This window comes from Luteibacter mycovicinus (genome assembly GCF_000745235.1).
GTDB lineage: Bacteria > Pseudomonadota > Gammaproteobacteria > Xanthomonadales > Rhodanobacteraceae > Luteibacter > Luteibacter mycovicinus.
The window spans coordinates 3,339,646-3,364,339 of the sequence record NZ_JQNL01000001.1 but is presented as its reverse complement, the minus strand read 5'-3'; the positions used below and the strand labels follow the sequence as shown (position 1 = coordinate 3,364,339).

Annotated in this window: 25 protein-coding genes and 1 tRNA gene; 11 read left to right on the top strand and 15 right to left on the bottom strand. The window is 65.5% G+C overall.

Annotated elements, in window-relative coordinates:
- Positions 1-24: 24 nt before the first annotated feature.
- From pth to FA85_RS14720, 7 genes are all read right to left on the bottom strand, one after another.
- On the bottom strand, positions 25-603 hold the full coding sequence (gene pth, locus FA85_RS14750) for an aminoacyl-tRNA hydrolase (protein WP_036115540.1): 579 nt from the start codon (positions 601-603) through the stop codon (positions 25-27).
- A gap of 51 nt (positions 604-654) precedes the next feature.
- Positions 655-1,296 carry a 50S ribosomal protein L25/general stress protein Ctc gene (locus tag FA85_RS14745; protein WP_036115544.1) on the bottom strand — a complete coding sequence of 214 codons (642 nt, stop codon included), beginning with the start codon at positions 1,294-1,296 and terminating at the stop codon, positions 655-657.
- Positions 1,297-1,375: 79 nt separating this feature from the next.
- Positions 1,376-2,314, bottom strand: a complete 939-nt coding sequence (locus tag FA85_RS14740; RefSeq protein ID WP_036118253.1) for a ribose-phosphate diphosphokinase — start codon at positions 2,312-2,314, stop codon at positions 1,376-1,378.
- 71 nt (positions 2,315-2,385) lie between these two features.
- Positions 2,386-2,462, bottom strand: a tRNA-Gln gene (locus FA85_RS14735).
- Between the two features lie 66 nt (positions 2,463-2,528).
- Entirely contained in the window at positions 2,529-3,920 is a 1,392-nt protein-coding gene (ispE, locus tag FA85_RS14730) for a 4-(cytidine 5'-diphospho)-2-C-methyl-D-erythritol kinase (protein ID WP_036115545.1), read from the bottom strand.
- 43 nt (positions 3,921-3,963) lie between these two features.
- On the bottom strand, positions 3,964-4,581 hold the full coding sequence (gene lolB, locus FA85_RS14725; RefSeq protein WP_036115548.1) for a lipoprotein insertase outer membrane protein LolB: 618 nt from the start codon (positions 4,579-4,581) through the stop codon (positions 3,964-3,966).
- A gap of 55 nt (positions 4,582-4,636) precedes the next feature.
- Positions 4,637-6,373, bottom strand: a complete 1,737-nt coding sequence (locus tag FA85_RS14720) for a tetratricopeptide repeat protein (RefSeq protein WP_081907569.1) — start codon at positions 6,371-6,373, stop codon at positions 4,637-4,639.
- A gap of 107 nt (positions 6,374-6,480) precedes the next feature.
- On the opposite strand from FA85_RS14720, the gene hemA reads away from it, so the two are divergent.
- The 3 genes from hemA to ppk2 are packed head-to-tail and all read left to right on the top strand — an operon-like array spanning position 6,481 to position 9,687.
- Positions 6,481-7,752: a glutamyl-tRNA reductase gene (gene hemA, locus FA85_RS14715; RefSeq protein WP_036115550.1), complete on the top strand. Its 1,272-nt coding sequence runs from the start codon at positions 6,481-6,483 to the stop codon at positions 7,750-7,752.
- 31 nt (positions 7,753-7,783) lie between these two features.
- Positions 7,784-8,863 carry a peptide chain release factor 1 gene (prfA, locus tag FA85_RS14710; RefSeq protein ID WP_036115553.1) on the top strand — a complete coding sequence of 360 codons (1,080 nt, stop codon included), beginning with the start codon at positions 7,784-7,786 and terminating at the stop codon, positions 8,861-8,863.
- A gap of 47 nt (positions 8,864-8,910) precedes the next feature.
- Positions 8,911-9,687 (top strand): polyphosphate kinase 2, encoded by a 777-nt coding sequence (gene ppk2, locus FA85_RS14705; RefSeq protein WP_036115555.1) that lies wholly within the window; start codon positions 8,911-8,913, stop codon positions 9,685-9,687.
- Here the strand turns inward: ppk2 and FA85_RS14700 are convergent.
- The 7 genes from FA85_RS14700 to FA85_RS14670 form a co-directional block, all read right to left on the bottom strand.
- On the bottom strand, positions 9,681-10,532 hold the full coding sequence (locus FA85_RS14700) for a cytochrome c oxidase assembly protein (RefSeq protein WP_036115559.1): 852 nt from the start codon (positions 10,530-10,532) through the stop codon (positions 9,681-9,683). The genes ppk2 and FA85_RS14700 overlap by 7 nt on opposite strands.
- 2 nt (positions 10,533-10,534) lie before the next feature.
- Positions 10,535-12,388: a GldG family protein gene (locus FA85_RS14695; RefSeq protein ID WP_036115562.1), complete on the bottom strand. Its 1,854-nt coding sequence runs from the start codon at positions 12,386-12,388 to the stop codon at positions 10,535-10,537.
- Between the two features lies 1 nt (position 12,389).
- Positions 12,390-13,124, bottom strand: coding sequence for an ABC transporter permease subunit (locus FA85_RS14690; RefSeq protein ID WP_036115567.1), 735 nt, complete (start codon positions 13,122-13,124; stop codon positions 12,390-12,392).
- On the bottom strand, positions 13,121-14,056 hold the full coding sequence (locus tag FA85_RS14685) for an ABC transporter ATP-binding protein (RefSeq protein WP_036115569.1): 936 nt from the start codon (positions 14,054-14,056) through the stop codon (positions 13,121-13,123). Before FA85_RS14685 ends, FA85_RS14690 begins: the two co-directional genes overlap by 4 nt.
- Positions 14,057-14,125: 69 nt before the next feature.
- Positions 14,126-15,502, bottom strand: a complete 1,377-nt coding sequence (locus FA85_RS14680) for an SRPBCC family protein (protein ID WP_036115570.1) — start codon at positions 15,500-15,502, stop codon at positions 14,126-14,128.
- Between the two features lie 228 nt (positions 15,503-15,730).
- A complete protein-coding gene (locus FA85_RS14675) occupies positions 15,731-16,372 on the bottom strand; it encodes a response regulator (RefSeq protein WP_036115573.1) in 642 nt (213 codons plus the stop codon).
- Entirely contained in the window at positions 16,369-17,628 is a 1,260-nt protein-coding gene (locus tag FA85_RS14670; RefSeq protein ID WP_081907570.1) for a sensor histidine kinase, read from the bottom strand. Before FA85_RS14670 ends, FA85_RS14675 begins: the two co-directional genes overlap by 4 nt.
- Positions 17,629-17,817: 189 nt before the next feature.
- On the opposite strand from FA85_RS14670, the gene FA85_RS14665 reads away from it, so the two are divergent.
- From FA85_RS14665 to FA85_RS14640, 6 genes are all read left to right on the top strand, one after another.
- Positions 17,818-18,414, top strand: coding sequence for a GNAT family N-acetyltransferase (locus tag FA85_RS14665; protein ID WP_036115575.1), 597 nt, complete (start codon positions 17,818-17,820; stop codon positions 18,412-18,414).
- Positions 18,411-19,184 (top strand): septum site-determining protein MinC, encoded by a 774-nt coding sequence (gene minC / locus FA85_RS14660; RefSeq protein ID WP_036115577.1) that lies wholly within the window; start codon positions 18,411-18,413, stop codon positions 19,182-19,184. Before FA85_RS14665 ends, minC begins: the two co-directional genes overlap by 4 nt.
- A gap of 34 nt (positions 19,185-19,218) precedes the next feature.
- Entirely contained in the window at positions 19,219-20,031 is an 813-nt protein-coding gene (gene minD / locus FA85_RS14655) for a septum site-determining protein MinD (RefSeq protein WP_036115578.1), read from the top strand.
- Positions 20,032-20,033: 2 nt separating this feature from the next.
- Entirely contained in the window at positions 20,034-20,297 is a 264-nt protein-coding gene (gene minE, locus FA85_RS14650; protein WP_036115579.1) for a cell division topological specificity factor MinE, read from the top strand.
- Positions 20,294-20,773, top strand: coding sequence for a hypothetical protein (locus tag FA85_RS14645; protein WP_036115581.1), 480 nt, complete (start codon positions 20,294-20,296; stop codon positions 20,771-20,773). The genes minE and FA85_RS14645 overlap by 4 nt, the downstream gene beginning before the upstream one ends.
- A 150-nt stretch (positions 20,774-20,923) precedes the next feature.
- A complete protein-coding gene (locus FA85_RS14640; RefSeq protein WP_036115582.1) occupies positions 20,924-21,709 on the top strand; it encodes a MotE family protein in 786 nt (261 codons plus the stop codon).
- Between the two features lie 35 nt (positions 21,710-21,744).
- Here the strand turns inward: FA85_RS14640 and FA85_RS14635 are convergent, their stop codons facing one another.
- Positions 21,745-23,013, bottom strand: coding sequence for a multidrug effflux MFS transporter (locus FA85_RS14635; RefSeq protein ID WP_036118263.1), 1,269 nt, complete (start codon positions 23,011-23,013; stop codon positions 21,745-21,747).
- A gap of 114 nt (positions 23,014-23,127) precedes the next feature.
- Between FA85_RS14635 and crcB the strand changes: the two genes are divergently transcribed.
- Together crcB and cfa are read left to right on the top strand one after the other, a co-directional pair.
- A complete protein-coding gene (gene crcB, locus FA85_RS14630; RefSeq protein ID WP_036115584.1) occupies positions 23,128-23,517 on the top strand; it encodes a fluoride efflux transporter CrcB in 390 nt (129 codons plus the stop codon).
- Positions 23,518-23,541: 24 nt separating this feature from the next.
- A complete protein-coding gene (gene cfa, locus FA85_RS14625; RefSeq protein ID WP_036115586.1) occupies positions 23,542-24,666 on the top strand; it encodes a cyclopropane fatty acyl phospholipid synthase in 1,125 nt (374 codons plus the stop codon).
- Positions 24,667-24,694 lie beyond the last annotated feature (28 nt).

The following is a 24,694-nucleotide window of genomic DNA, read 5'->3' as shown; positions in this document are numbered from 1 at the left end:
GTCCGGTAAAGGTAATTGGTGCGGTCAGGCGACCGTGTGCAGGCGCTTCATCGCCTCTTCGAACTTGCCATCCAGCGCCAGCGGCAGCACGTCGAACGCGCGCCCGATGCCGTGCATGATGGCGTCCTCGTCGGCCGCGTTGGGACGACCGAGCACCCACGGGGTGACCTTGTCCTTGTGCCCGGGGTGGCCGATGCCGACCCGCAGGCGGTGAAACTTGCCGTGCCCGAGGTGGGCCACGATGTCACGCAAGCCGTTCTGGCCGCCGTGGCCACCATCGAACTTCATGCGGACGGTGCCAGGCGGGAGGTCCAGTTCGTCGTGGGCGACGAGGCACTCTTCCGGCGCGATCTTGTAGTAGCGCAGCGCCGACGCGACGGCGATGCCACTCTTGTTCATGAATGTCGCAGGCTTGAGCAGCCAGACGGTCTCGCCACCGATACGCAGCTTGCAGGTCTCGCCATGCAGCTTGCCGTCGAAGGTCCAACGCTCCCCCTGGTCCATGGCCAGGGCGTCGACACACCAGAACCCGGCATTGTGCCGGGTCCTGACGTATTCGGCCCCGGGGTTACCGAGGCCGACGATAAGACGAAGTGTCGCCATAGACCGAAGCGGGTGCGGCCCGCGGCGCCGGAGCGCGCGGACCGCCGCCGATTACTTCTTGTCTTCGGTCGAAGCGTCGCCTTCAGCGGCCGGCGCTTCCGGATCGACTTCTTCCTGGATCGAGGCGACGGTCACGACGGCGACGTCGTGTTCCTTGCCCAGGGCCAGTTCCGGGATTTCCACGTTGGCCGGCAGCTTGAGGTCGGACAGGTGGATGATCGAGCCGGCGTCGAGCGTGGCCAGGTCGAGTTCGATGAACTCCGGCAGGTGCTTCGGCAGGCACGAAACCACGACTTCCGTCAGGTTGTGCGAGATGACCAGACCCGAGGTCTTGCCAGCCGGCGACTTTTCCTGGTTGAGGAAGTGGATGGGCACGGCGACCTTGACGGCCTCGTTCTCGTTAACGCGCAGGAAGTCCATGTGCAGCATGAGCTGACGGAACGGGTGCTTCTGCCAGTCCTTGATCAGGACCTTCTGCTTCTTGCCGTCGACCGTGAGGTCGATGACCGAGGAGTAGAACGACTCGAAGCGCGAGCCGAGCAGCACGTCGTTGTGGAGAACCTGGATAGCCTGCGGAGCCTCGTTGGCGCCGTAGACGATAGCCGGCACGTAACCCGCGGTACGAAGGCGGCGGCTCGCACCCTTCCCTTCGATCTTGCGGCTCGTGGCGGTGAGCTGATGATTGGTAGCCATGGTGTTGCCTCAAGTAAACCGCCTCACGGCGGTGGTAAAGGGCTTCCCCGCGACCAGGGAAGCCCGAAAAATCAGATACTTAGTCGATATAGAGCGAACTGACCGATTCACCGAAGGCGATCCGGCGGATGGTCTCCGCAAGCAGTTCCGCGACCGACAACTGACGGATTTTCGCACAGTTACGGGCGTTGTCGCGCAACGGCAGCGTATTGGTGACCACCAGCTGGTCGAGCGAGGAGCCTTCGATGTTGGTGATCGCGGCGCCCGACAGCACCGGATGGACGCAGTAGGCGACGACCTTGCGGGCGCCCTTTTCCTTCAGCGCGGCCGCGGCGGCGCACAGGGTGCCGGCGGTATCGACGATGTCGTCGACCAGAATGCAGGTCTTGCCTTCGACGTCGCCGATGATGTTCATGACCGTGGCCACGTTCGCCTTGGGCCGGCGCTTGTCGATGATCGCGAGATCGGCGTCGTCCAGGCGCTTGGCGAGCGCACGCGCGCGCACCACGCCACCGACGTCGGGGCTGACCACGATCAGGTCGTCCATGCTGTGATGGCGCCAGATGTCCGCCAGCAGTACCGGCGAGGCGTACACGTTGTCGACCGGAATATCGAAGAAGCCCTGGATCTGGTCGGCATGGAGGTCGATCGTCAGCACGCGGTCGGCGCCGGCGGTCGCGATCATCTTGGCGGCCAGCTTGGCCGTGATCGGCACGCGCGACGAGCGCGGGCGACGATCCTGGCGGGCATAGCCGAAATACGGCATGACCGCGGTGACGCTGCCGGCCGATGCGCGCTTGAGCGCGTCGATCATGACCAGCAGGTCGAACAGATTCTCCGCGCTGGGGGCACCCGTCGGCTGAATGACGAAAACCTCCTGCTTACGGACGTTTTCTTCGATCTCGATCTGCGCCTCGCCATCGCTGAACCGGCCGATGAGGGCCTTGCCGAGCGGGATGCCGAGCCGCGCGGCGACATCGTCGGCGAGCGCACGGTGCGCATTGCCGGTAAACAACATCGGGGTGGACGTGTCCACGGAGGAACTCCTGGCGTGAGATGGGTGGGTATCGGCTATGTGCCACCGCGAGGTGGCTGGGGCGGCAGGATTCGAACCTGCGCATGCGGGAATCAAAATCCCGTGCCTTAACCAGCTTGGCGACGCCCCAACAATTCGTTCCGGCGAGCCATCCGGCCCACCTTGGCTTTGCCGCAGCCCGCGGCCCTTCCCGTCCTTACGACATGTGTCCTTGAGCAGCGTCGATCCGGTCCCGCGTCACCAGGAGCGGGGAAGGATCGACGCCCACCGCCACGTGGGCGACGAAGCCCGCGGGACAGCGTGAGGCGATGCCGAGCGCCGCCTCGTGGGTTCTTGTTTCGAGAAAAATGCAACCGCCGCTGCCGGAAAGCCGCGCGCGACCGAAGCCGCCCAGCCAGTCCAGTGCCGCCGCCACCCGCGGGTGACGCGCGCGAACCACAGGCTCGAAGGCGTTCTCCGCGGAATCCCCGGAAACAAAGGCCGAAATTGTCGCCTGAGGGGCATGACGTGTCAATTCGGGCGCGGCAAAAAGTGCCGCGGTGGGCACATGCTCGCGGGGATCGACGACGACGTACCAGCGGCGGGGCAGACGGATAGGCGTCAGCTGCTCGCCCACGCCCTCGGCCCAGGCGGAGCGGCCCCTGACGAAGACCGGCACGTCGGCACCGAGGCGGACCGCCAGGGCCGCCAGGGCGTCTTCATCCAGGCCCGTTTTCCACAAGGCGTTCAGGCCCACCAGGACGGTCGCGGCATCGGAACTGCCCCCGCCGAGACCGCCGCCCATGGGTATCCGCTTGAACACCTCGATGTCGGCGCCCAGGACGGTGCCGGTCTCGGCGGCCAGGAGGCGCGCCGCGCGAACCGTCAGATCGGCGTCCTCGGGGACACCCGCCACCGGGGTCGGACGCGCGATCCTTCCATCGTGGCGCACGCGCAGGCGAACCTCGTCGCCCCAGTCCAGCAGGCGGAACACCGTCTGCAAGGCGTGGTAACCGTTGTCGAGACGGCCGACGATCCGCAGAAAAAGATTGAGCTTGGCCGGGGCCGGCCAGACCGTCCAGTCGCCCGGCGCCAGCGGGGCCAGGTCGCGACTCATGAACACGCGCAGGTGATCGGGGAAACCGTTCTCGCGATCGCGTTCGAGTGCCCGGGCGAAGCCGGGCGCGTGCTTGTCGACCACCACGAAGCCATGCTTCGCGTAGAAAGGCGCATTCCACGGCACGTCGGCCAGCGTGCCCAGATCGACGCGACGGAAGCCGGCCTCGCGCGCCCACCGACAGGCATGCTCCAGCAGCGCCGCACCGATGCCCCGGCCACCGAAAGCGGGAAGCACGTCGATTTCAGCGATGCCGATCGCGTCCGGGCGCCCATCGGTCTCGAGGCAGACGAAACCGACGACCTCGTCATCCACCGTGGCGACCCAGACACGCCCCCGGGAGATCAGTTCGTGGACGATCTCGCGCGGCAAGGCCATGGACGAATACGACGGCCACGCCGGATGTCCACGGAACAACGCCACGGCGGCACGCTCGATGTCGCACAGCCGCTCGGCGTGATCCGCGACGGCGCGGGTGATCTCAAAGTTCATCGCGGGAGCCGGATGTGCACGGGGCGCCGAGTATAGCGGCCACCTATTTCGCGAAGGACCAGTCCTCGATCGCCAGGCGCACCTTGTATGGCGCCTTCTCGGCGAAGACGCGGGCGGGCATGGCCGGCTGACGCGTGGCGTCCCACGTCTTGTAGTCGACGGTCCAGCCGTCCTGGATGAGACGTGACGGCAAGCGGTCGGCGCCAAACGTCATCTCGGCTGGCCCCGTATCGGCGCGCAGCCCCAGGGCCCAGCGCTTCAGTTCGCCCAGAGGGATCTGCCAGCCTACCGTGCTCGCCATGAGCGACTCGGCGTCGGCGCCATGACGGGTACCGCCGTCGAGGCCTTCGAGATCGGCACCATCGGGGCCACCGGTCAGGCGGAACGTGCGGCCGGTGATCGGCCCACGCACCGTGAACTCGTAGCGCTCACCGTCCTGACGCCATGTGAGGCTGCCGGAGTTGCTGTCCTTGCCGTCGGAAACCGACAACTTGCCCTGCAGGGTCCAGTGGTCGGTATCGGCGAGACTGCGTTCGCGCTGCTCCTGCATGCCCAGCGTGGCGGCGTCGCCCACGTTGCGCACGGGAGCGCGAGTGGTCGCGCAGGCGGTAAGGAGCAAAAGGGGCAGTGCGGCAAGGAGCGTTCTGGCGGTCTGGCGCATGAATACGGGATCTTCTGCAGGAGCGCGCCATGCGCGCGATCGGGGCGGACGCGGCCTACGGACGCAGCTTTTGTTCGGTCTTCCGCAGCGCCGCGTTTTTCGGGTCGAGGCGGCGCACTTCGTTGAGCACCTTACGTGCCTCATCGTGCTCGCCCCGTGTCCACAGGACTTCGGCGAGGTGCACGCCGATGTCGCCGTCTTTGTGCTGTGTCCAGGCGCCACGCAGGGTGGTCTCGGCCTGGTCCAGCTGCCCTTGCCGGTATTTCAGCCAGCCCCACGAGTCGGCCACGGACGGATCGTCGGGTCGCGCGGCACGGGCGGCCTGGATCAGATTCTGGGCTTCCGGCAGATCGCGGTCGTTGTCGGCGAGGGTGTAGCCCAGCGCATTGCTCGCCTCGATGTCGCCGGGCTTCAGCTCGAGGACCTTGCGAAAGTCGGCCACGGCCTGATCGACCTTGCCGGCCTCGGCGTTGGCGAGCCCGCGCGAATACAGCATGTCGGTGTCATCGGCCTTGACCTGCAAGGCCTTGTCATAGGCGTTGACCGCCGCGTCGAACCGACGCGCATCCATGTAGAGCTCGCCGTCGAGGGCGAACGCCTTGCGCAGCTGATCGGGGCGATCGGCGTACTGGGTCTGCAGCTCAGCCACGATCTCGTGCGCGTCGTCGTCCTTGCCCTGCAAATGCAGGATGACGGCGCTGCGGACGGACGCATCGAAGATGCGCGGATCGTCGTCCCCGACCGCGGCATACCAGTCCAGGGCGTCTTCCTGCTTGCCCAGCAGTTCGGCCAGCTGTCCGAGGGTGAAGGCGTTATCGGCCTGTACGTCATCCGGTTGCCGGCGGATCTCGTCATAGAGCTTGCCCTCGGCCGCCTTGTCGCTGGCACGCGCGGCGAGCGTCATCCGCATCAGGTAGGTGTCGACGTCCTGGGTTCCCCCGGCGAGCACGCGGGCGGCGGACTTCTCGTCATTGCCCTGCGCCAGCAACGTGGCGTAGGCCAGGCGGAGGTGCGTGTTTTTCGGGTCCCTGGCGACCGCCTTGGCGAACAGCCGCTTCGCGCCTTCCTTGTCGCCCGCGCGGAATTTCTGCTGCGCCGCCCAGCCGTAGGTGGTGGCGTCGTGGAAACGGGCCTGCGCGCCCTCCCCGATCGTTTTCGCGTAGTCATGCCGACCCAGGTTTTCGCCCAGCTCGGCCATGGCCAGCCAGGCGGCGGAGTCGTTGGGAAGCCGCTGCGGCGTGGCGATGCGCTCGAGCAGCTGCCCGGCCTGGGCGGCATCCCGGGCGGTGACCAGGGTGCGGCCGAATTCACGCCAGGCATCGGGGTCGCCGGTGCCGACCATGATCTCCATCTGACGCTGCGCCTCGGCGGTATCGCCGCGATCCAGAGCCATCCGCGCGCGGGATTCGGCAAGCTCGAGCGGCTTCGCGCCGAGCCTGGCCCAGCGATCCAGCGCTTTCGCGGCGGCGTCCTGGTCATGCACGGCCAGGGCCAGCTCGGTCGCCCGGGCAGCCACACGGGGGTCGTCGCCCAGCTGGGCCGCGCGGCCGTAAGCGTCCGACGCCGCCTTGAGATCGTTGGCGGCAAGGGCGAAGTCGCCCGCCATCAGTTGTGCCTGAAGGTCGCGTTCGGGGGGCAGAATCGCCACCTGAAGCCGGTCGAGGGGTTGAACGCCCGTGCGTACGGCCTGGGGCGCGGTCCGCGGCGCCGTGGCGCAACCGGACAGGGCCGCGAGGGCACCGACGACCACATATTGACGCACTCGCTTGAACTTGGACCGACCGCTCAGCACACTACTCTCCGATTTCGTCCGATAGCCGATGCAATAAGCCCGGCCCTTGTGAGCGCACAATGCGCCCTTAGCTTAGCCGACGCCACCGAAGCCGACTCCAGCCCGTCATGCCACTCATCGCCCTCGGGCTCAATCACCTCACCGCGCCGGTCAGCCTGCGTGAGCAGGTGGCATTCGACGCCACGGCAACGCCGGAGGCGCTCGATGAGCTTGTCCGGCAACCCGGTGTCGAAGAGGCGATGATCCTCTCCACCTGCAACCGTACCGAGCTGTACTGCAGTGTGACCGAGGGTTTCGAGGGGGTACCCGGCCAGTGGCTGTCCCGACAGCATCGTCTGACCCCGCAACGGCTGGACGAGTTCCTCTACCGCCATGACGAACACGACGCGGTGCGCCACATGTTCCGGGTGGCGACCGGACTCGACTCCATGGTGCTGGGCGAGCCGCAGATCCTCGGCCAGGTCAAGGACGCCTACCAGCATGCGCGCACCGCCCAGTCGCTGCGCGCCCCGATGGAACGCCTGCTCCAGCACACCTTCGCGGTGGCCAAGCGGGTCCGGACGGACACCCGTATCGGTGCACACACGGTCTCCGTCGCCTACACGGCGGTGCGCCTGGCCGAACAGGTCTTCACGGATCTGCGTCAGGCCTGCGTCCTGCTGATCGGCGCGGGCGAGACGATCGAACTGGCGGCGCGCCATCTGACCGACAAGAAGGTGCGCCGGCTGATCGTGGCCAACCGCACCCTCGAGAACGCCCAGGAACTCGCCAGCCGCTACAGCGGCTATGCCATCTCACTGGCCGACCTGCCCCGCCACCTGGCCGAGGCCGACATCGTGATCACCTCGACGGCCTCGCGGCTGCCGGTGGTGACGAAGGCGATGGTTACCGATGCCATCGCCGCCCGCCGCCGCCGTCCGATGTTCATGGTCGATATCGCCGTGCCACGCGATATCGAGGCGGAGGTGGCGCAGCTCGACGACGTGTACCTCTACGGCATCGACGACCTGAAACAGGTCATCGACGAGAACCGCCGGTCCCGCGAAATGGCGGCCCGCGAAGCCGACGCCATCATCGACCTTCAGGTCGAACGCTACATGTCCTGGCGCCGCGCACTCACCCTGCGTAACCCTGCCGTGGACATGCGCCTCGCGGCCGAGACGCAGCGCGACGAAGTGCTGGCCAAGGCGCAGGCCATGCTGGCCAGAGGACGTCCCGCGGAAGAAGCCCTCGCGTTCCTGGCCAATACCCTGACCAACAAGCTGCTGCACGCACCCAGCGCACGCCTGCGCGATGCCGCCCTATCAGGCGATCTGGACCTGCTTCACGCCGCCGGCCGGCTGTATGGACTGGACCCGGACGACGACGTTTCCGCATGATGTCGGGCTATAGCCCTCTGTCGTGCCTTTGATGACTCCCTCGATCCGCCGCAAACTCGAAGCCCTCGCCGAACGTCACGAGGAAGTCGGCCGCCTGCTCGCGCAGCCGGACGCCCTCGCCGACAACCAGCGCTTTCGCGATCTTTCGAGGGAGTATGCCCAGCTCGAGCCTGTCGCCCTGTCGCTGCGGGAGCACGACGAGGCCCAGCGCGAGCTGGCCGAGACCCGAGCCATGCTCGACGATCCCGAGATGCGCGACATGGCCGCGGACGATATCGAGCGGATCGAGGGCCGCCTGACCGAGCTGGATGGCGAGCTGCAGATCCTCCTGCTGCCGAAGGACCCGCGTGACGAGGGCAATCTCTTTCTCGAAGTACGCGCCGGCACCGGTGGCGACGAGGCCGCCATCTTCGCCGGTGACCTTTTCCGCATGTACGCCCGCTATGCGGAGCGACAGCGCTGGCACGTCGAGATCCTCAGCGCGAACGACGGAGAGCATGGCGGGTACAAGGAAATCGTCGCCCGTATCGAGGGCCGCGGCGCCTATTCGAAGCTGAAGTTCGAATCGGGCACCCATCGCGTGCAGCGTGTGCCCGAAACCGAGTCGCAGGGCCGTATCCACACCTCGGCGGCGACCGTCGCGATCCTGCCCGAGCAGGACGACATCGACGAGATCGAAATCCGCGACGGCGACCTCAAGGTCGACACCTTCCGGGCCTCCGGCGCCGGTGGCCAGCATGTGAACAAAACGGACTCGGCCATCCGCATCACCCATCTGCCGACGGGGACGGTGGTCGAATGCCAGGACGAGCGCAGCCAGCACAAGAACCGCGCCCGGGCGATGAGCCTGCTCAAGGCCCGCCTTCTGGACGCGGAGCGGAGCAAGCAGAGTGCCGCGCAGGCCGAATCCCGCCGCCTGCAGGTCGGCTCGGGCGATCGCAGCCAGCGCATCCGCACCTATAACTTCCCGCAGGGGCGGATCACCGATCACCGCGTCAACCTCACGCTGTACCGGCTCACCGAGGTACTGCAGGGCGATATGGACGAGCTGATCGATACGCTGACCCGCGAGGCGCAGGCCGACGAGTTACAAAGTCTGACGGCGGGATGACATTTTCTGCCCCACAATCGGTCACCCTCCCCGCGTGGAACGAACCGATGGGCAAGAAAAAGAAGAAAGCCTACGAACACGACCTCGAAGCCCTGCAGATCGAACTGATCGGCCTGACCCGATGGCTGCGCCGCACCGGCAAACGCATGGTCGTCCTCTTCGAAGGCCGCGATGCCGCCGGCAAGGGCGGCACCATCAAGGCCATCACCGACAAGCTCGACACCCGCGCCGCGCGCGTCGTCGCCCTGGGCAAGCCGTCGCAGGACGAACAGACCCAGTGGTACTTCCAGCGCTACGTGGCACACCTGCCATCGGCGGGCGAGCTGGTCCTGTTCGACCGCAGCTGGTACAACCGCGCCGTCGTCGAGCCGGTGATGGGCTTCTGTACCGACGAGCAGTACGACGCTTTCATGAAAGCCTGCCCGGCCTTCGAGAAACTGCTGACCGACGACGGCATCATCCTGCTCAAGTACTGGCTTTCCGTGGATCAGCAGGAGCAGGAGGAGCGCTTCGCCGAGCGCGCGGAAGATCCGTTGAAACGCTGGAAGCTGTCACCCGTCGACCTCAAGGGACGGGAGAAATACGCCGAGACGGGCGACCTGCGTGACGCGATGATCCAGCGCACGCACACGGCCGACGCGCCGTGGTTCGTGGCCGACTTCAACGATCAGAAAACCGGGCGGCTCAATCTGATCCGCCATCTGCTCGACCAGATCCCCGATCAGCTCGTGCCCAATGAGGAAATCGAGTTGCCGCCGCTGAAGGGCAAGCCGAAGAAGGACAAGGTCACCGCCAAGGCGGACAAGGTGGCGAAGGTCTACTGACGCGCCGCCACGCGACGCACGGGCGCCCGTCGTGGCAGGCGCCCGGCGCGCGAGAGGCGCAGCCACTGGCGCATCGCGAGCAGGCCGCCCGCGGATTCGATCATCGCCGCGGGCACCCACATGATCACTCCTCCGATCAGCTGACCCGTCAGCACGTTGAGCGTGAACGCGCGACCGCAGATCTCGAAGATCGGGTAGAGATCGGTCTTCGAGAAGGTGACGATGGCGCCGGCGACGATCTGCGGCGTCATCGTGATTCCGGGTGACAACACGCGCCATCCGGGCGACATGCGACCGGGTGGCTTCGGCCGGTGGTCGAGCACCAGCCACCAGTAGGCCAGGCCGGACAGCACCATCGACCAGTTCATCGCGCGGTAGATGCGCCAGTCCAGCATGGCGAGCGTCTGCATGTCGGGAATCAGCCAGACGACGATCAGCGCGACAAAAAGGAGCGTGACGACGGCCGGGTGTAGCAGTATCGCCGACAGTGCGCGCGATACCGGCGAACGCCCGGCGCGACGCAGCCGGACGCGCCACGTCGGCGGAAGGCCGGCCCGCAGCACCGTTCCCGGATAGGAGGCGATGATCAGCAAGGGCGCCAGATGATGGAGAAGCACTTGCTGGATGCGGTGCATGAAAAACTCGTGCTCCGCGAAGTAGTCGAAGTAGGTATGCAGCGCGACGTAGATCATCGCCATACCGACCCAGAACGCCGCCTTGCGCGCCATCGACACCCGCAGTCGCCGGCACCCCGCCGCATACAGCAGCGCCGTCGCGACGAACACGATCACGAAGACCCAGGAGAACTCCCAGGGCACGATCCACTTCAGCGCGCCGGCGGCCACCGTCAGGCCGCGCGGCGACCGCGACGGGTGCGTCGCCAGCCGTAGATCAGGCCGATGAGCGCAACCAGCCCCGGGACGAGCACGATGTTGATGAACTTCAGGCGCAGGCCCAGCGCGTCGATCTCGGCGTTGAGCTGGTGCTGCACGTCGCGCAGCTCCTTACCGATCGCGAGTTTGCGCTGAAGATACTGCTCGACCTCGCGCCGCTGCTCCGCGGTGGCCGTACCGCCACTCCCACCCTTGCTGGGCTGCAGTTCGGCCAGACGCCGCTGGGTATCGTAGAGCTCGTTCTCCAGCTCGCGTTTCTTCGTCAGGAACTTGCGGTCCGCCGCGGCCTGCAGCGCGCGCACCCGGGTGAACGGCCGCTGCGCGTTGACCCGTCCACGAATGGACAGCAAGGCGGTGGACCCGCCAAGGTTGTCGACGATGTTCGAGACGAAGTCGCCGTTATTGGCAAACGGCGTCAGCTGCTGCTGCCCAAGCAACGGCTGCACGTCGATCCACAAGCGATCCGAAAGCAGGTCGGTGTCGGCGACGAGCACGATCTCGCCGGGGCCGGCCGCCTGGTCGAGATGCCCCTTTCCCGCACGTTCGGGGAACGCCGTGTGGAAGGTGTCGCGCAGCCGCGCAGCCAGGACGTAGCGCTCGTGACTGGGCTCGTAGTTCTCCATGAGGGTGGTCGGATCGTTCGCGGCATCGCGCACGCGCTGCGCGGCGACAACAGCCGCCTCGTCGGACGTCTGCACCAGAGGTACCAATCGCGCCTTCGTGTCCTGCGCAAGCTCGAAGTGGCCCGCTGTCGAGAAATTCACGCGCTGCAGGCTCGCCGTCACCACATCGTCGTGATTGAGGTCCTGCGTCCCCAGCCCGAGCATCGCCGGATGGCCGATATTGTTGCCGTTGAGGTCGATCGTCAGCGCATGCGAACGGTCCAGCACGACCTGAGTCGGGTCGAAGACCACGCCCCAGGCCTCGAACAGACGATGCAGATCGGAATCGTGATCGTCCACCGTCCCCCGCGGATCGATCAGCGGCGCGCTATCCATTTCCGAGTCGGGATCGACGAAGACGACAAGGTGTCCGCCGCGCAGCACGTACTGGTCGATCGCATACTGCGCGTCGTCCGACAGACGCTTGGGATGGACCAGCAGCAACACCTTGATCGACGGATCGATGTGGGTGAGTCCCTCGGGATCGATCGTCGTGACGTCCGCGATCTGGTCCAGCTGATGGAACAGTGTCCACGGCGCTTCTCCGATCACCGGATTGCCTTCCACCGGCAGCGAGCTCACCACCCCGAGTTTCGGCTTCTGCGGCATGCCAAGCTCATAGAGCAGTTTGGCGATGTCGTATTCGACAAACGACTCGCGCGCGGGGTCGAAGAACGGGATCGCCTGGGGCGGCACTTCACCGGTCCCGTCCATGCCGACGAGACCGAAGAACACGCGCTCGCCATTGCTGCCACCGGTGGCAGGCGTCAGCCCGTAGCCTTCGGCAGCGTCTTCATCGTCGGAATAAGGCACCGGGTCGATGACGCGGAACCGTACCCGGCCGTGGGCGCGAACCGCGATCTCTCGCAGCATCTCCTGCACACGCTGCTCGTAGCTGCGCAACTGCGGAAGGTCGCGCGTGGCGTGGTCGGAGAAATACAGCGTGACAGTCAGCGGCTTGCGCAGGGCGTCGACGATCTGCAGCGTGCCCGGCGTCAGGGTGTAGATACGGTCGGCCGTGAGGTCGACGCGTGCCGTGCGCAACGACATCGAACTGATCGCCACCGCCGCAAGGAAAAGCACGGCGATCGCCACCAGTGCCGCGCGCAGGCGCAACGAACGGGTGATCCTGAAGCGACGGGCCATCTCAGCGCGTCCTCTTCAGGTCGAGTACCACGACACTCGCGCCGAGCCAGGCGACGATGGTGGCGAAGAAGTACACCAGGTCGCGCAGATCGAGTACCCCGCGGGCGATAGCGTTGGCGTGTCGCGCCATGCTCAGCTGCCCCATGGCGCCGATCAGCTTCGGCGGCACCGAGTCCTGGAAAAAATCGAGCACCTGGGGCTGTCCGACCAGGAGCAGGAGGAAGCACACCGATGCGGTCAAAATGAACGCGACGATCTGGCTCCGGGTAGCGGTGGACATGCACGCCCCGATGGCGATGAACGCACCGGCCATCAGCCAGCTACCGACGTAGCCGGCGAGGATCACCCCGTTGTCGGGATCCCCGAGGTAATTCACCGTGATCCAGATCGGAAAGGTCAGGACCAGACAAACACCGATGAAGGCCCAGGCGGCCAGGAACTTGCCCAGCACGGCCTGCGAAATCGACACCGGCAGCGAGAACAGCAGTTCGAGCGTGCCGGACGCCCGCTCCTCGGCCCACATCGACATGGTCACGGCGGGCACCAGCACGAGGTACAGCCAGGGATGCATGTCGAAGAAAGGCTGCAGGTCGGCCAGGCCGCGATCGTAGAAATCGCCGCTGTAAAACGTCAGCGTTCCGGCCAGCACCAGGAAGATGACCATGAAGACGTAGGCCACAGGCGTCACGAAGTAGCCCCACAACTCGCGGCGCGCGATGGCGGTGACGGCGCTCATGCGTGGCCTCCGCGCGGCTGCGTCGTGATCTGCCGGAAGACTTCGTCCAGCCTGCCCTGCTCCAGCTGAATCTCTGAAACCCGCAGGTTCTGCGTGCGAAGAAGCGCCTGCACCTCGTCGAGGATCGGCTGCCCCGGTTTCGGGAACACGGTGACCCGCCCATCCAGCGGATCCACTTCCACCATCGACACGCCCGGAATGCGCGCAAGCATCTCGCGGGACACCGCACTGCCCTGCGCGCTGAAGGAAACGGCACCGTGATACCGCGAGCGCGCCTCCAGCTCGGCCGGTGTCGCGTCGGCGAGGAGCTTGCCGTTGGCGATGATCGCGACGCGATTGCACAAAGCGTGCACCTCTTCGAGCAGATGCGTGGAAATCAGGATGGTGCGCTCCCGCGCCATGGCATCGATGAGCATGCGCACGGAATGCTTCTGGTTGGGATCCAGGCCGTCCGTTGGTTCGTCGAGCATCAGTACCGGAGGATCGTGCAGGATCGCCTGCGCGAGGCCGACCCGGCGGCGCAGGCCCTTGGACAGGGTACCGATGGTCTGCTCCAGCACGTCTTCCAGTTCGAGACGGGCGACGACCTCATCGAAGCGCCGATACGCGATGTCGCGGTCCAGGCCACGAACCCTGACGATGAACGTAAGGAACTCACGGACCGTCATCTCGCCATAGCTGGGCGCACCCTCCGGCAGGTAGCCCAGGGCGCGCTTGGCCGACAGGGGCTCCTTGCGGACGTCGTGGCCACAGACGCGGGCGGTGCCGGACGTCGGAGTGAGGAACCCCGCGATCATGCGCATGGCCGTGGACTTCCCGGCGCCATTGGGGCCGAGCAGCCCCAGCACCTGGCCCGGTTCGGCACGCAGGGAAAGGGCATCCACCGCGATCAGCGGGCCATAGCAACGGGTCAGTCGGTCGGTCTCGATCATTGACGACAATTAACGCATAAAAAAGCCCCGGGGTTACCGGGGCTCTTCGTGTCGCATGGCTTACGAGGCTTACTGGGCCATCGTCGGCGCGGTGCCCGCTTCGGCCGGAGCCGCAGCGGTACCCGCCGGAGCGGGGGCGGAGGACGAGCCGGCCGGAGCCGATTCTTCCAGGCCCGGCTGCTTCAGGCCGGCTTCCTGTTCCGGAGTCTGCTCCGGAATGTTGTCGCCCTGCAGCGGCAGGTAGATCTCGAACTTCTGCTCGTCGTAACCCTCGATCGTACCGTGGTTGTTGGTCGGCGCCTTCACCTGGATGTCGTAGGGACGGAAGGTGACGTCGTCGAACTTGTAACCATGGGTCTGCGAGTAGGCTTCGAGCATCTGACGCGTCTGCGGCAGGCCGGCACCGGTGCCGTTCCACTCCGCCTTGAGCGCCTTGCCACCGAAGGCGAGAACAGCCTTGACGTTGCCGTCGACGATGACGCGGCCGAGCTTGTCCTTGCTACCCGGCGCGGCCGAATCGGCAGCGGCCGGAGCGGCGGCCGTCGAGGCGGCAGCCGGAGCGGCGGCGTCGAGCGAAGGACGCTGGGCGGCCGTCAGTTCGACGTCCTGACCGTTGATCTTCAGCGTGGTGGCGTCGATCTCGGCGGCGACGTCGAACGTATAGTTCTGGTCGCCCCAGTTCGTGGTGAAGGTGATGCGCGGGCTGACGATGTTCACGCCCAGCTTCTTCGCCGCGGCCTGCAGTTCGCCCCAGGCCTTATCCGACGCGGTGTCGACGTCGTCGAGGGTGCGCGGGGCCGTGGTCGACACGAAGAGGATCGGCTTGGCCGGCTGGTCGGCGATGGCCGGAACCATCTTGCTGTAGTCGATGTTCGGGATCGCAGCCATCAGGTTCTGAAGGTTGGACAGGCTGAACTGAATCAGCGCGTCCGGATCGCCGTGGATATAGAGGTTGGAGAAGCGGTTGACCAGGTTGAAGCCGTAGTCGACGTCGTAAGCCCACTTGACCTTGACGAGCTTCTGGCTGCGGCCAGTGCGCTCGAGGTTGATGGTGAACTTCTTGTCGTTACCGCGCCAGGCGTTGTCGACGTTCCAGACGATGGTGCCCTTGCCGGCATCGGACACCTTGGAGAAATCCGGGTCGATCGAGGCGATCTCGAGCGAGCCGTCACCGACCTTCTTGTCGTCAGCCTTCCAGGCGATCTTGGCACCCGGACCGTAAGCCTTGCCCGAAAGCTCGAACTGGACCTTGGGATCGAAGGAGCGAAGGACAGTGTAGTCAGGGAAACGACGGAAGTTGCTGAAAACGTCGTAAACCTGGCGCAAGTCCTTGCTGATCAGCATTTCGCGCTCGACGTGTCCGGCCGAGGGCATAGCCAGCCCGACAACGACGCCCAATACGGCGACGATGACGAGGGCAACGATAAATTCTAACAGACGCGTCATTCCACGGTTCTCCGAACGTCTTACGAACAGGCTCCGCACACGGCCATGGACGCCGCATGGTCACCCCTGAAGAATCGGCCGTGGCTTGGGGTTCGCCAGCGCCGAAAGAGCCGATGGTAGCTGCTCACGACAGGGAACGCCATTGGGTCCCCTGCCCTTTTTCGCAAGCCTGCACAAGCGGATTTTCGGCCGGAAGCTCCCGGACGATGCCGCCCGGTCGAGTCGGGCTCAGACGATCCCGAGCTCCAGCGCCTTCAATACGGCGCGCGTGCGGTCCCGGACGCCCAGTTTGGAAAGGATGTTGGACACATGGTTTTTCACCGTCCCCTCGGCGACCCGCAGGGAATTGGCGATTTCCTTGTTGCTGTAGCCGCCCGACAGCAGTCGCAGGATCTCGGTCTCGCGTTCGGTCAGCGGATCCGGCTGCTCGAGGCTGGAAAACTGGTTCTGGATGCGACCCACGCCGGCCAGCAGGCGCTGGGTAACCATGGGCGCCACCAGCGAACCGCCGGCGGAGACGGTGCGCACGGCCTCGACGAGCTGATCGAGCGACACGTCTTTCAACAGATAGCCACGGGCGCCGGCCTTCAGGCCGGACAACACCAGCTGGTCGTCGTCAAAGGTGGTCAGGATGATCGTCGGCGGGAGCTCATTGCGGCCACCCAGGGTCTGCAGGACCTCCAGGCCGCTCATGTTTGGCATGCGCAGATCGAGCAGCACCACGTCCGGCCGTACCTGGGGGATCGTCTGCACCGCCTGGGCGCCGTCGGCGCATTCCGCCACGACGCGGATATCGCCGGCGAGGTCCAGCAAGGAGCGGATGCCCTGGCGCACCAGGTTCTGATCGTCAACGAGGCAGACGGAAATCATGGGTGGTCCTCGGAAGGAACGGAAAGTGTGGCACGCGGGAGGGCCTCGGCGTCATCCGTGACCTCCAGCGTGTGACGAGCCGGGGCGTGGGCCAGCGTGGGCTCCTCACCCAGCGGCAGGCGGGCGGTCAGGGCGAATCCGCCCTGCGTCCCACCCCCGAAGGTGACCGTCCCGCCGAACTCGGCGAGACGTTCGCGCATGCCGTTCAGGCCGTTGCCCGGGTGGAACTGGGTACTGCCGCGACCATCGTCGCGCGCGTCCAGACAGAGTTCGTCCGGTCCGGTGTGACGGAAGGTCAGCCAGAGATTGCGAGCGTTGGCGTGACGGACCGTATTGGTGAGGATCTCCTGGGCGCAACGCAACAGCATCTGCGCCCGACGCGGATCCTCCACGCCGAAACGCGGCGGGACGCTCAGGTGTACGGCCAGCCCCGGCACGCCTTCCGTGAGACTGCGCAGGGCCTGGGTGAGGTCGATGGCGTCGTCCTGACGCAACTCGCTGACCACCTCCCGCACGTCCGCCAACAGCTGCTTGGCGGTTTTCTGCGCCTTCAGCACATGCTCGCGGGCCGTGTCGTTGGTCAGGTGGCTCGCGACCTCGAGATTGAGGCTGAGCGCCGTGAGGTGGTGACCGACCAGATCGTGCAGGTCGCGCGCGATGCGCATGCGCTCCGCGATGCGGGTCGACTCGGCCAGGAGCGCGCGGGTCGCGCGTAGCTCCGCGTTCAGATGGCGCAATTCCTCGCGCTCGTCCGCCTGCTGGCTGGCGATCAGCGAGGCGATGAACATCAGGGCCGAGAACCCGAAATAGAGGACCGCCTGCATGACCGAGGCGACCAGCGACCAGCCGACCGCGGCATAGAACAGGGGTATCAGGGCGACGTGCGCCAGCACCATCCAGGCCATCGCCAGGGGCAGGCTGATGATCCAGGGAACCACGGCGGCGACGATCACCAGCAGGAGCGCACTGACGCCGCTCTTGCTCAGCCCGCCCACGGCGAGCGCGGTGCCGGTCAGGATCAGCAGGACGGCGACGCGCGTGAAACCGTCCACGCGCGAACCCAGCTGGCGGGTCAGGAGCCAGTAGACGACGCCAAAGACGAGGTAGCACGCGATCCAGGCCAGCAAGGCCATGTCGCCGATCTGGCCCGGCTGATTACCGGCGCGCTGGATCGACAACGGCAGGCCCGCGCAGAGGTAGGCCAGATAGGTGGCGTACCGCAGCAGCCGGACGTGATTGAACTGAAGCTTGGACATGGCCTCATCATAGGGCCTCGCGCGCCGCCCACCACCTGATAGAAGTCACGCTCCGGCAGGCGGCAAGCGTTGGCTTTACAACGGTTTTACATCCGCGTCGCGCTCCCCGGCGAGTCGCGGGCATGCCATAATGCCGCGCATTCGGCGGCCTGGGGGTCGCTTTCCAAGAACACTCAAGCGGAGCAACGAATGGCCCTTGCCATCCGCGACGTGCGCGAGCACGACCTGGATGCCGTGCTCGCACTCAATAACGAGGCAGGCACCGGCATTCTCGCCACGGACATGTCCCGCCTGCGCTACCTGTACGACATCGCGCATTACTTCCGCGTGGCCGAACAGGGCGGTCGCATCCTCGGCTTCCTGATCGCCATGCGCCAGGACGCCGACTACACCAGCCCCAATTTCCGCTGGTTCCAGGCCCATTACGAAAGCTTCGTGTATATCGATCGCATCGTGATCGCATCCGAATCGCGCGGGCATGGTCTGGGCCGCATTTTCTACTGCGATGTACAAAGTTATGCCGAGGTACGTGTGCCGCTTTTGACCTGCGAAGTCTTCCTTGAACCCCGCGACGACCAGACCGTGCTGTTCCACGGCACCATGGGCTTCCAGGAAGTCGGTCAGCAGAAAATGGGGGAGACCGGCCCGAAGGTGAGTCTGCTCGCCCGCGAACTACCCAGTTTCCCGTTCGTGCGCGAGCGTTACCTCGAGCAGGACGGCCTGCCCGCCGTCGCATGGCTGGGTGAGCGGCAACGCCCGGCGGATGCCGCAGGAGTACGCGCATGAACGCCCGCGCCGAATCCCTCGAAGCCGCCTGCGACCTCCGCTTCGGCCAGGTCGGTATCGCCTGCGTGCGCCTGCGCCGGGTCGATGCCGCCGCGCTGGTCGAAGAACTCGAACGCCGCGTGCGCTCCGCGCCGCAGATGTTCAACCGCGCCGCGGTGGTCCTCGACCTCTCACACCTGCCGAAGCTGCCGGACGACGGCATGGTCGACGCGCTGCTCGAAGCCATCCGCAGCGCGGGCATGCTGCCCGTCGGCATTGCTTACGGAACCGCGGAGACCGAAGCGCTCGCCGAGCGCATGAATCTCCCGCTTATCGCCAAGTTCCGTGCCCAGTACGAGCCCGCGTCGGGCGATGCCGCCGTGCAGGTCGCGCCGCCCGCACCGGGCCGCGCCGAACCGGCCCGCGCTCCGCTGGATAACGACGAAGACACCGGCGGCGCCACGACAGCCCAGCACCACATCGGCAGCGCCGTGCGCTCCGGCCAGCAGATATACGCCCGCGACCGCGATCTCGTGGTCATGGCTGCCGTCGCCAATGGCGCGGAAGTCATCGCCGATGGCTCCATCCATGTCTACGGCAGCCTGCGCGGCCGTGCCATGGCCGGGGCACAGGGCGACGAGTCGGCGCGCATCTTCTGCTCGGATTTCCGTGCCGAGCTGGTGGCTATCGCCGGTCACTACCGCGTGTTTGAAGACATGCCCAAAGAATTCGAGGGCCAGGCCGTCCAGTGCTGGCTCGACAGTGGAAAACTCATGGTCGCACGGCTCTGATGCCGTCCGTCGCAGCAACACTCGGAGACATCTCTTGACAGAAATTATCGTCGTCACCTCCGGCAAGGGCGGAGTCGGCAAGACCACCACCAGCGCCTCCCTCGCCACCGGCCTCGCCATGCAGGGCAAGAAAGTCGCCGTCATCGACTTCGACGTCGGCCTGCGCAATCTCGACCTGATCATGGGCTGCGAGCGGCGCGTGGTTTACGACTTCGTCAATGTCGTTCACGGCGAAGCCACGCTCAAGCAGTCGCTGATCAAGGACAAGCGCCACGAAAACCTCTTCGTGCTCGCCGCCTCGCAGACGCGCGACAAGGACGCCCTGACTCAGGAAGGCGTGGAGAAGGTCCTCGACGAACTCACGAAGGAAAACTTCGACTTCGTCGTCTGCGACTCCCCCGCCGGCATCGAAAAGGGCGCGCACCTGGCGATGTACTTCGCCGACCATGCCGTCGTGGTCGTCAATCCGGAAGTCTCCTCGGTCCGAGACTCCGACCGCATCCTCGGCCTGCTTTCGAGCAAGACCCGTCGTGCGGAAAAAGGCGAGGCACCGATCAAACAGCACCTCCTGCTCACGCGCTACAACCCGAACCGGGTCGAAGCCGGTGAGATGCTCAGCGTGAAGGACGTCGAGGAAATCCTCGGTATCAACGTCGTCGGCGTCATCCCGGAATCGGAGAACGTGCTCGCCGCGTCCAACGCGGGCGTGCCGGTCATCCTGGATGACAACTCGAACGCGGGTGCGGCCTATAAGGACACCGTCGCGCGCATTCTGGGCGAAGAGCGTCCGCTTCGCTTCCTCGAGCCGGTCAAGAAGGGCTTCCTCAAGCGCGTATTCGGAGGCTGAGCATGGGTATCCTCGATTTCCTGAAGCGTAAACCCGAACCGAGCGCCGGCGTCGCCAAAGAGCGTCTGCGCATCATCGTCGCCCAGGAGCGCTCGACGCGCGGCGGTCCCGACTACCTGCCGCTGCTGCGCAACGAGCTGCTCGAAGTGATCCGCAAGTACGTCAACGTCGACGTCGAGGCAGTCAACGTGACGCTCGAACGTGACAGCGGCCACGAAGTACTCGAACTCTCCGTCGCCTTGCCGGACGGCAAGTCCGCGATATGAGTCCGGCCGATCCCGCCGACGCGGTCCTCCGCGTCGGCGACATCGGTTTCGACGAACCGCGCCAGCTGCTGAAAGGGTTCGGCCTCAGCCTCGTCGAGGTCTCCCTCGGCGAAGCCATACCGGGCAGTTACTGGGGCGACACCGAAGCCGGCATCATCGGCACGACGGTCTACGCGCGCACCGACACCCCGGTCCACTCCCTCCTCCACGAAGCCTGCCACCTCATCGTGCTGCCGGAGGACAAGCGTGCGCTCGTCCACACCGATGCGACGGATTCCATCGAGGAAGAGGACGCCACCTGCTACCTGCAGATCGTGCTCGGCGGACACCTTCCCTCGGTAGGCAGTGCACGCATTATGGAAGACATGGATCGCTGGGGTTACACCTATCGTCTGGGCTCCACGCTCGCCTGGTTCGAGCAGGACGCGCCTGAAGCGCGCGCGTTTCTCCGTGACCGCGGACTGCCTGTCGACTAACTGGCACAAACCAGGCGCTTTTTTCAGATTTATCCGATTCTAAAGGCGGATCGGCTCCCTTAGCCTTGGATCAGGCATCGCCCGACGTTACCGCGGAGACATCCGCGGGGTTTCGAGGTGCGTGAGCCTGTCGGCAATGGAGAAACAACGATGAAGTACGTCATCCCCGGTCCACGGGAGACTCCCCCCGCTCGCGGCAACACGGGCGGCGTCGCAGCTGCTACGTCGTCTCACGGTGGCGATATCGGAAAAAGAATCGACCGCCTGGAAACCGACAGCCGGTTCATTCGCCGCGACCTGGATGAGATGCGGGGCGACACGCGCGCCATCAAGGACCAGCTCCATTCGATAGATAAGAGACTCACCGTCATAGAACAATCGAGCGACGCGGGATTCGGATCCATCGGCCAGAAAATGGACGCGGAATTCGCTTCCACCCAACAGAGAATGGACGCTGGATTTGCTGCCGTCGACCAGAAATTCGTTGCTGTCTACGAGAAAATGGATGCGGGCTTCGCTGCTGTCGATCAGCAGTTCGTTGCCGTCTACCAGAAAATGGATGCGGGGTTCGCTGCTGTCGATCAGCAGTTGGTTGCCGTCTACCAGAAAATGGATGCGGGCTTCGCTGCTGTCGATCGGCAGTTCGCTGCCGTCTACCAGAAAATGGATGCGGGCTTCGCTGCTGTCGATCAGCAGTTCGCTGCCGTCTACCAGAAAATGGATGCGGGCTTCGCTGCTGTCTACCAGAAAATGGATGCCAACTTTTCATCCATCCACCAGACACTGTCAACGGTCCCGACAAAGCTTCAGCTGGCGCTGATGGCTCTCGCCGGCCTCGCGATGATCCTGGGCTCGGCTTTCGCCGTCGTCGCCGTATTGTTGAGGTCCACAGGCCATGCGGAAGTGGCGAATGTACTGGACGCGGCACGAGGCTGAACGTGCTCTCCCCCATTTTGCCGCCGGGCCGATACTCAGCCCGGTTCGTTGCGCTCGATCTGCGAAACCACGCTCGACGCCGCCCCGGCCTTCGCACGCGCCAGGCGGCGGCGCTCCAGCGAGACGTACCACATCCACGCCGCGAGACCGATCAGGCAGATCGTTGTGGCGCCGATGGCAAGAGTCAGCATGTTGTCGGACAGCGCCGGCGAAAGCACGCCGGCCACGAGAGCCGTGAGGATCAGACTGCCGAACGCCTGGACCGATGACACGCCGCCGCGCTGCTCAGGAAAACGGTCCAGCAACAACAACGTCAGCGTCGGGAAGGCCAACTGGACCCCGCACCCATACAGAGCCAGCGGCAGCGTCGACCACGGCACCCGTGGGTGATCCAGCGTCACCGCCAGGATCAGGTTCAACGCGCAAGACGACAGCATCGACGCATAGCCCCATGACACGGTGCGGGCCGCGCTGGCCCTTCCCGCCACGCGCCCTGAAACGAAGGCACCGGCAACCATACCGCTGACCACCGGCACGAACAGCCACGGAAACCCGCTCGCGCCCAGACCCAGCAGGTCGCGAATCAGATGCGGCGCCGACGCGATATAGAGAAACAAACCGGAGAAATTGACCGACGCCGCGATCGCCAGTGGCCAGAACGGCAGGTCGCTGAGGATCGCCCTATAGCCGCGCAACAGCGGTCGCGGACGAAATACCGTGCGATGCGCAGGCGGATGCGACTCGACCAGGAAATACGAGACGCCCAGGGTCAGCAACGTCGTGAAGCCGGTCAGCGCCCAGAAGATGCCGCGCCAGCCATCGATGCCCAGCAGCCACGCGCCGACGATAGGCGCGATGGCCGGCGCCACGCCGAAGATCATCATCACCTTGGACATCATGCGCTGGGCTTCTTCGCCGTGCATGGTGTCACGCACGACGGCCCGACCCACGACGATGCCGGCGCCGCCGCAAAGACCCTGCAGGATGCGGCAACCCAGCAGGAAGCTGAAGCTCGGCGCCAGGGCCGCACCGACGGACGCCACGGTGTAGACAGCCATCGCGATGACGATTACGGGCTTACGGCCATAGGCGTCCGACAACGCGCCGTGGAACAGACTCATGACCGCATATGCCAGCAGGTAGACGCTCAGCAACTGCTGGAGAGCGACGGCGCCCACCCCGAAGTCGCGGCCGATGTCCGGGAAGCCCGGAAAGATCGCATCGATCGAGAACGGCCCGATCATCGACAGAGCGGCCAGCAGAAACGGCAGGTAGCGCCTCGGGTCGCGCGTCGCGGAGGTCATGGGAGCGGCCATGGCGTTCAGGGGAACGATCAGTATAGCGGCAAGCCTTCGATCCCCTCGCCCGGCTCACCGCAAAGCCCCATAATCGAACCGCCACATCGCATCGAGGGTCACATGGGCTATAGCGGGTTTCTTGCTGTGGGGATCGGCGGCGCCGTGGGCAGCCTGCTGCGCTGGTGGCTGGCCGTGGCGCTCAATGCCCTCGTTCCCAACATCCCGCTCGGGACGCTTTGCGCCAATCTGGCCGGCGGCCTGCTGATGGGCGTCACGCTCGGCGTGTTCGACCACTTCCAGACGTTGCCGGTTGAACTGCGTCTGCTCATCGCCACCGGCTTTCTCGGCGGGCTCACCACGTTCTCGACGTTCTCGGCGGAATCCACCGGGTTGCTGCTGCGGCAGCAATACGCCTGGTTCGCCGCGCATGTCGCACTGCACCTGATAGGTTCGATCGGGCTGACGGTTGCCGGGCTGGCGATCGCCCGCGGAGTGCTTCGCCACGTTTGACGAGGATCCAAAGGAGTTCCATCGATGACTCACGATGTTTCTTCCCTCAAGGCACGCGCACAGATCCTCCTGCAAAAAGCAGGCATCACGCTCGGCGGACAACGCCCGACCGACCTGGTGATCCACGACGAGCGCACCTACGCGCGTGTCTTCGCCCACGGTACGCTCGGTTTTGGCGAGGCCTATATGGATGGCTGGTGGGATGTCGGCGACCTGCCCGCTTTTTTCGCTCGCGTGCTGTCGTCGCACCTCGACGAGTCGGTGCTCACGCTGGACACCCTGATGACGCATCTCAGGGCGCGGCTGATCAACCGCCAGCGGGGCGCGCACGCCTGGGACGTCGGACGACGTCATTACGACCTGGGTAACGATCTCTTCGAGGCGATGCTTGGCAAACGCATGGTGTATTCCTGTGCCTATTGGGCGCACGCCGACAATCTGGATGACGCGCAGGAAGCGAAGCTCGACCTGATCTGCCGAAAGCTGGCCCTGCGGCCCGGCCAGCGCATCCTAGACATCGGCTGCGGCTGGGGCGAGGCACTGAAGTTCGCCGCCGAGCGCTACGGCGTCAGCGGGGTGGGCGTGACCGTTTCGAAGGAGCAGGCCGCCTACGCCCGTGAGCTATGCCACGGCCTGCCGGTCGAGATCCGCCTGCAGGACTACCGCGACCTCGACGAGCCTTTCGACGCGATCCTTTCGGTCGGCATGTTCGAGCACGTCGGCGGCAAGAACTACCGCACGTGGTTCGAAGTGGCCCGACGCTGCCTGCGCAAGGATGGCCTCGTTCTGCTGCACACCATCGGCAGCAACGGCGCACCGGGACGGCCGGACCCATGGATCGACAAGTACATCTTTCCCAATTCGGTGATTCCCTCGATGAGCCAGGTGGCTGGCGCGCTCGAGGGGCTTTTCATCGTGGAGGACTGGCACAATTTCGGCGCGGACTATGACCGCACGCTGATGGCATGGCGTGCCAACGTGGAGGCGGCCTGGCCAAAACTGGCCTCACGTTACGACGAGCGATTCCGCCGGATGTGGAATTTCTACCTGGGCTGCTCCGCCGGTGTCTTCCGCAGCCGCCGCGACCAGTTGTGGCAGCTGACCCTGTCGCCGCACGGCAGGCCGGGCGGGTACCGCGTGCCGCGCTGACGGAATGACCACTTCCTGCCTCGTACGG

Excerpts from the sequence above, each read along its gene's own strand:
- FA85_RS14670 (WP_081907570.1), bottom strand. The coding sequence starts at position 17,628 with ATGTCCAAGCTTCAGTTCAATCACGTCCGGCTGCTGCGGTACGCCACC.
- pth (WP_036115540.1), bottom strand. The coding sequence starts at position 603 with ATGGCGACACTTCGTCTTATCGTCGGCCTCGGTAACCCCGGGGCCGAA.
- FA85_RS14645 (WP_036115581.1), top strand. The coding sequence starts at position 20,294 with ATGAGTCCGGCCGATCCCGCCGACGCGGTCCTCCGCGTCGGCGACATC.
- FA85_RS14665 (WP_036115575.1), top strand. The coding sequence starts at position 17,818 with ATGGCCCTTGCCATCCGCGACGTGCGCGAGCACGACCTGGATGCCGTG.
- ppk2 (WP_036115555.1), top strand. The coding sequence starts at position 8,911 with ATGGGCAAGAAAAAGAAGAAAGCCTACGAACACGACCTCGAAGCCCTG.
- FA85_RS14695 (WP_036115562.1), bottom strand. The coding sequence starts at position 12,388 with ATGGCCCGTCGCTTCAGGATCACCCGTTCGTTGCGCCTGCGCGCGGCA.
- FA85_RS14640 (WP_036115582.1), top strand. The coding sequence starts at position 20,924 with ATGAAGTACGTCATCCCCGGTCCACGGGAGACTCCCCCCGCTCGCGGC.
- crcB (WP_036115584.1), top strand. The coding sequence starts at position 23,128 with ATGGGCTATAGCGGGTTTCTTGCTGTGGGGATCGGCGGCGCCGTGGGC.
- ispE (WP_036115545.1), bottom strand. The coding sequence starts at position 3,920 with ATGAACTTTGAGATCACCCGCGCCGTCGCGGATCACGCCGAGCGGCTG.
- cfa (WP_036115586.1), top strand. The coding sequence starts at position 23,542 with ATGACTCACGATGTTTCTTCCCTCAAGGCACGCGCACAGATCCTCCTG.
- minE (WP_036115579.1), top strand. The coding sequence starts at position 20,034 with ATGGGTATCCTCGATTTCCTGAAGCGTAAACCCGAACCGAGCGCCGGC.
- FA85_RS14635 (WP_036118263.1), bottom strand. The coding sequence starts at position 23,013 with ATGACCTCCGCGACGCGCGACCCGAGGCGCTACCTGCCGTTTCTGCTG.
- lolB (WP_036115548.1), bottom strand. The coding sequence starts at position 4,581 with ATGCGCCAGACCGCCAGAACGCTCCTTGCCGCACTGCCCCTTTTGCTC.
- FA85_RS14740 (WP_036118253.1), bottom strand. The coding sequence starts at position 2,314 with ATGTTGTTTACCGGCAATGCGCACCGTGCGCTCGCCGACGATGTCGCC.
- hemA (WP_036115550.1), top strand. The coding sequence starts at position 6,481 with ATGCCACTCATCGCCCTCGGGCTCAATCACCTCACCGCGCCGGTCAGC.
- FA85_RS14685 (WP_036115569.1), bottom strand. The coding sequence starts at position 14,056 with ATGATCGAGACCGACCGACTGACCCGTTGCTATGGCCCGCTGATCGCG.
- FA85_RS14745 (WP_036115544.1), bottom strand. The coding sequence starts at position 1,296 with ATGGCTACCAATCATCAGCTCACCGCCACGAGCCGCAAGATCGAAGGG.
- prfA (WP_036115553.1), top strand. The coding sequence starts at position 7,784 with ATGACTCCCTCGATCCGCCGCAAACTCGAAGCCCTCGCCGAACGTCAC.
- FA85_RS14680 (WP_036115570.1), bottom strand. The coding sequence starts at position 15,502 with ATGACGCGTCTGTTAGAATTTATCGTTGCCCTCGTCATCGTCGCCGTA.
- FA85_RS14675 (WP_036115573.1), bottom strand. The coding sequence starts at position 16,372 with ATGATTTCCGTCTGCCTCGTTGACGATCAGAACCTGGTGCGCCAGGGC.
- minC (WP_036115577.1), top strand. The coding sequence starts at position 18,411 with ATGAACGCCCGCGCCGAATCCCTCGAAGCCGCCTGCGACCTCCGCTTC.
- FA85_RS14690 (WP_036115567.1), bottom strand. The coding sequence starts at position 13,124 with ATGAGCGCCGTCACCGCCATCGCGCGCCGCGAGTTGTGGGGCTACTTC.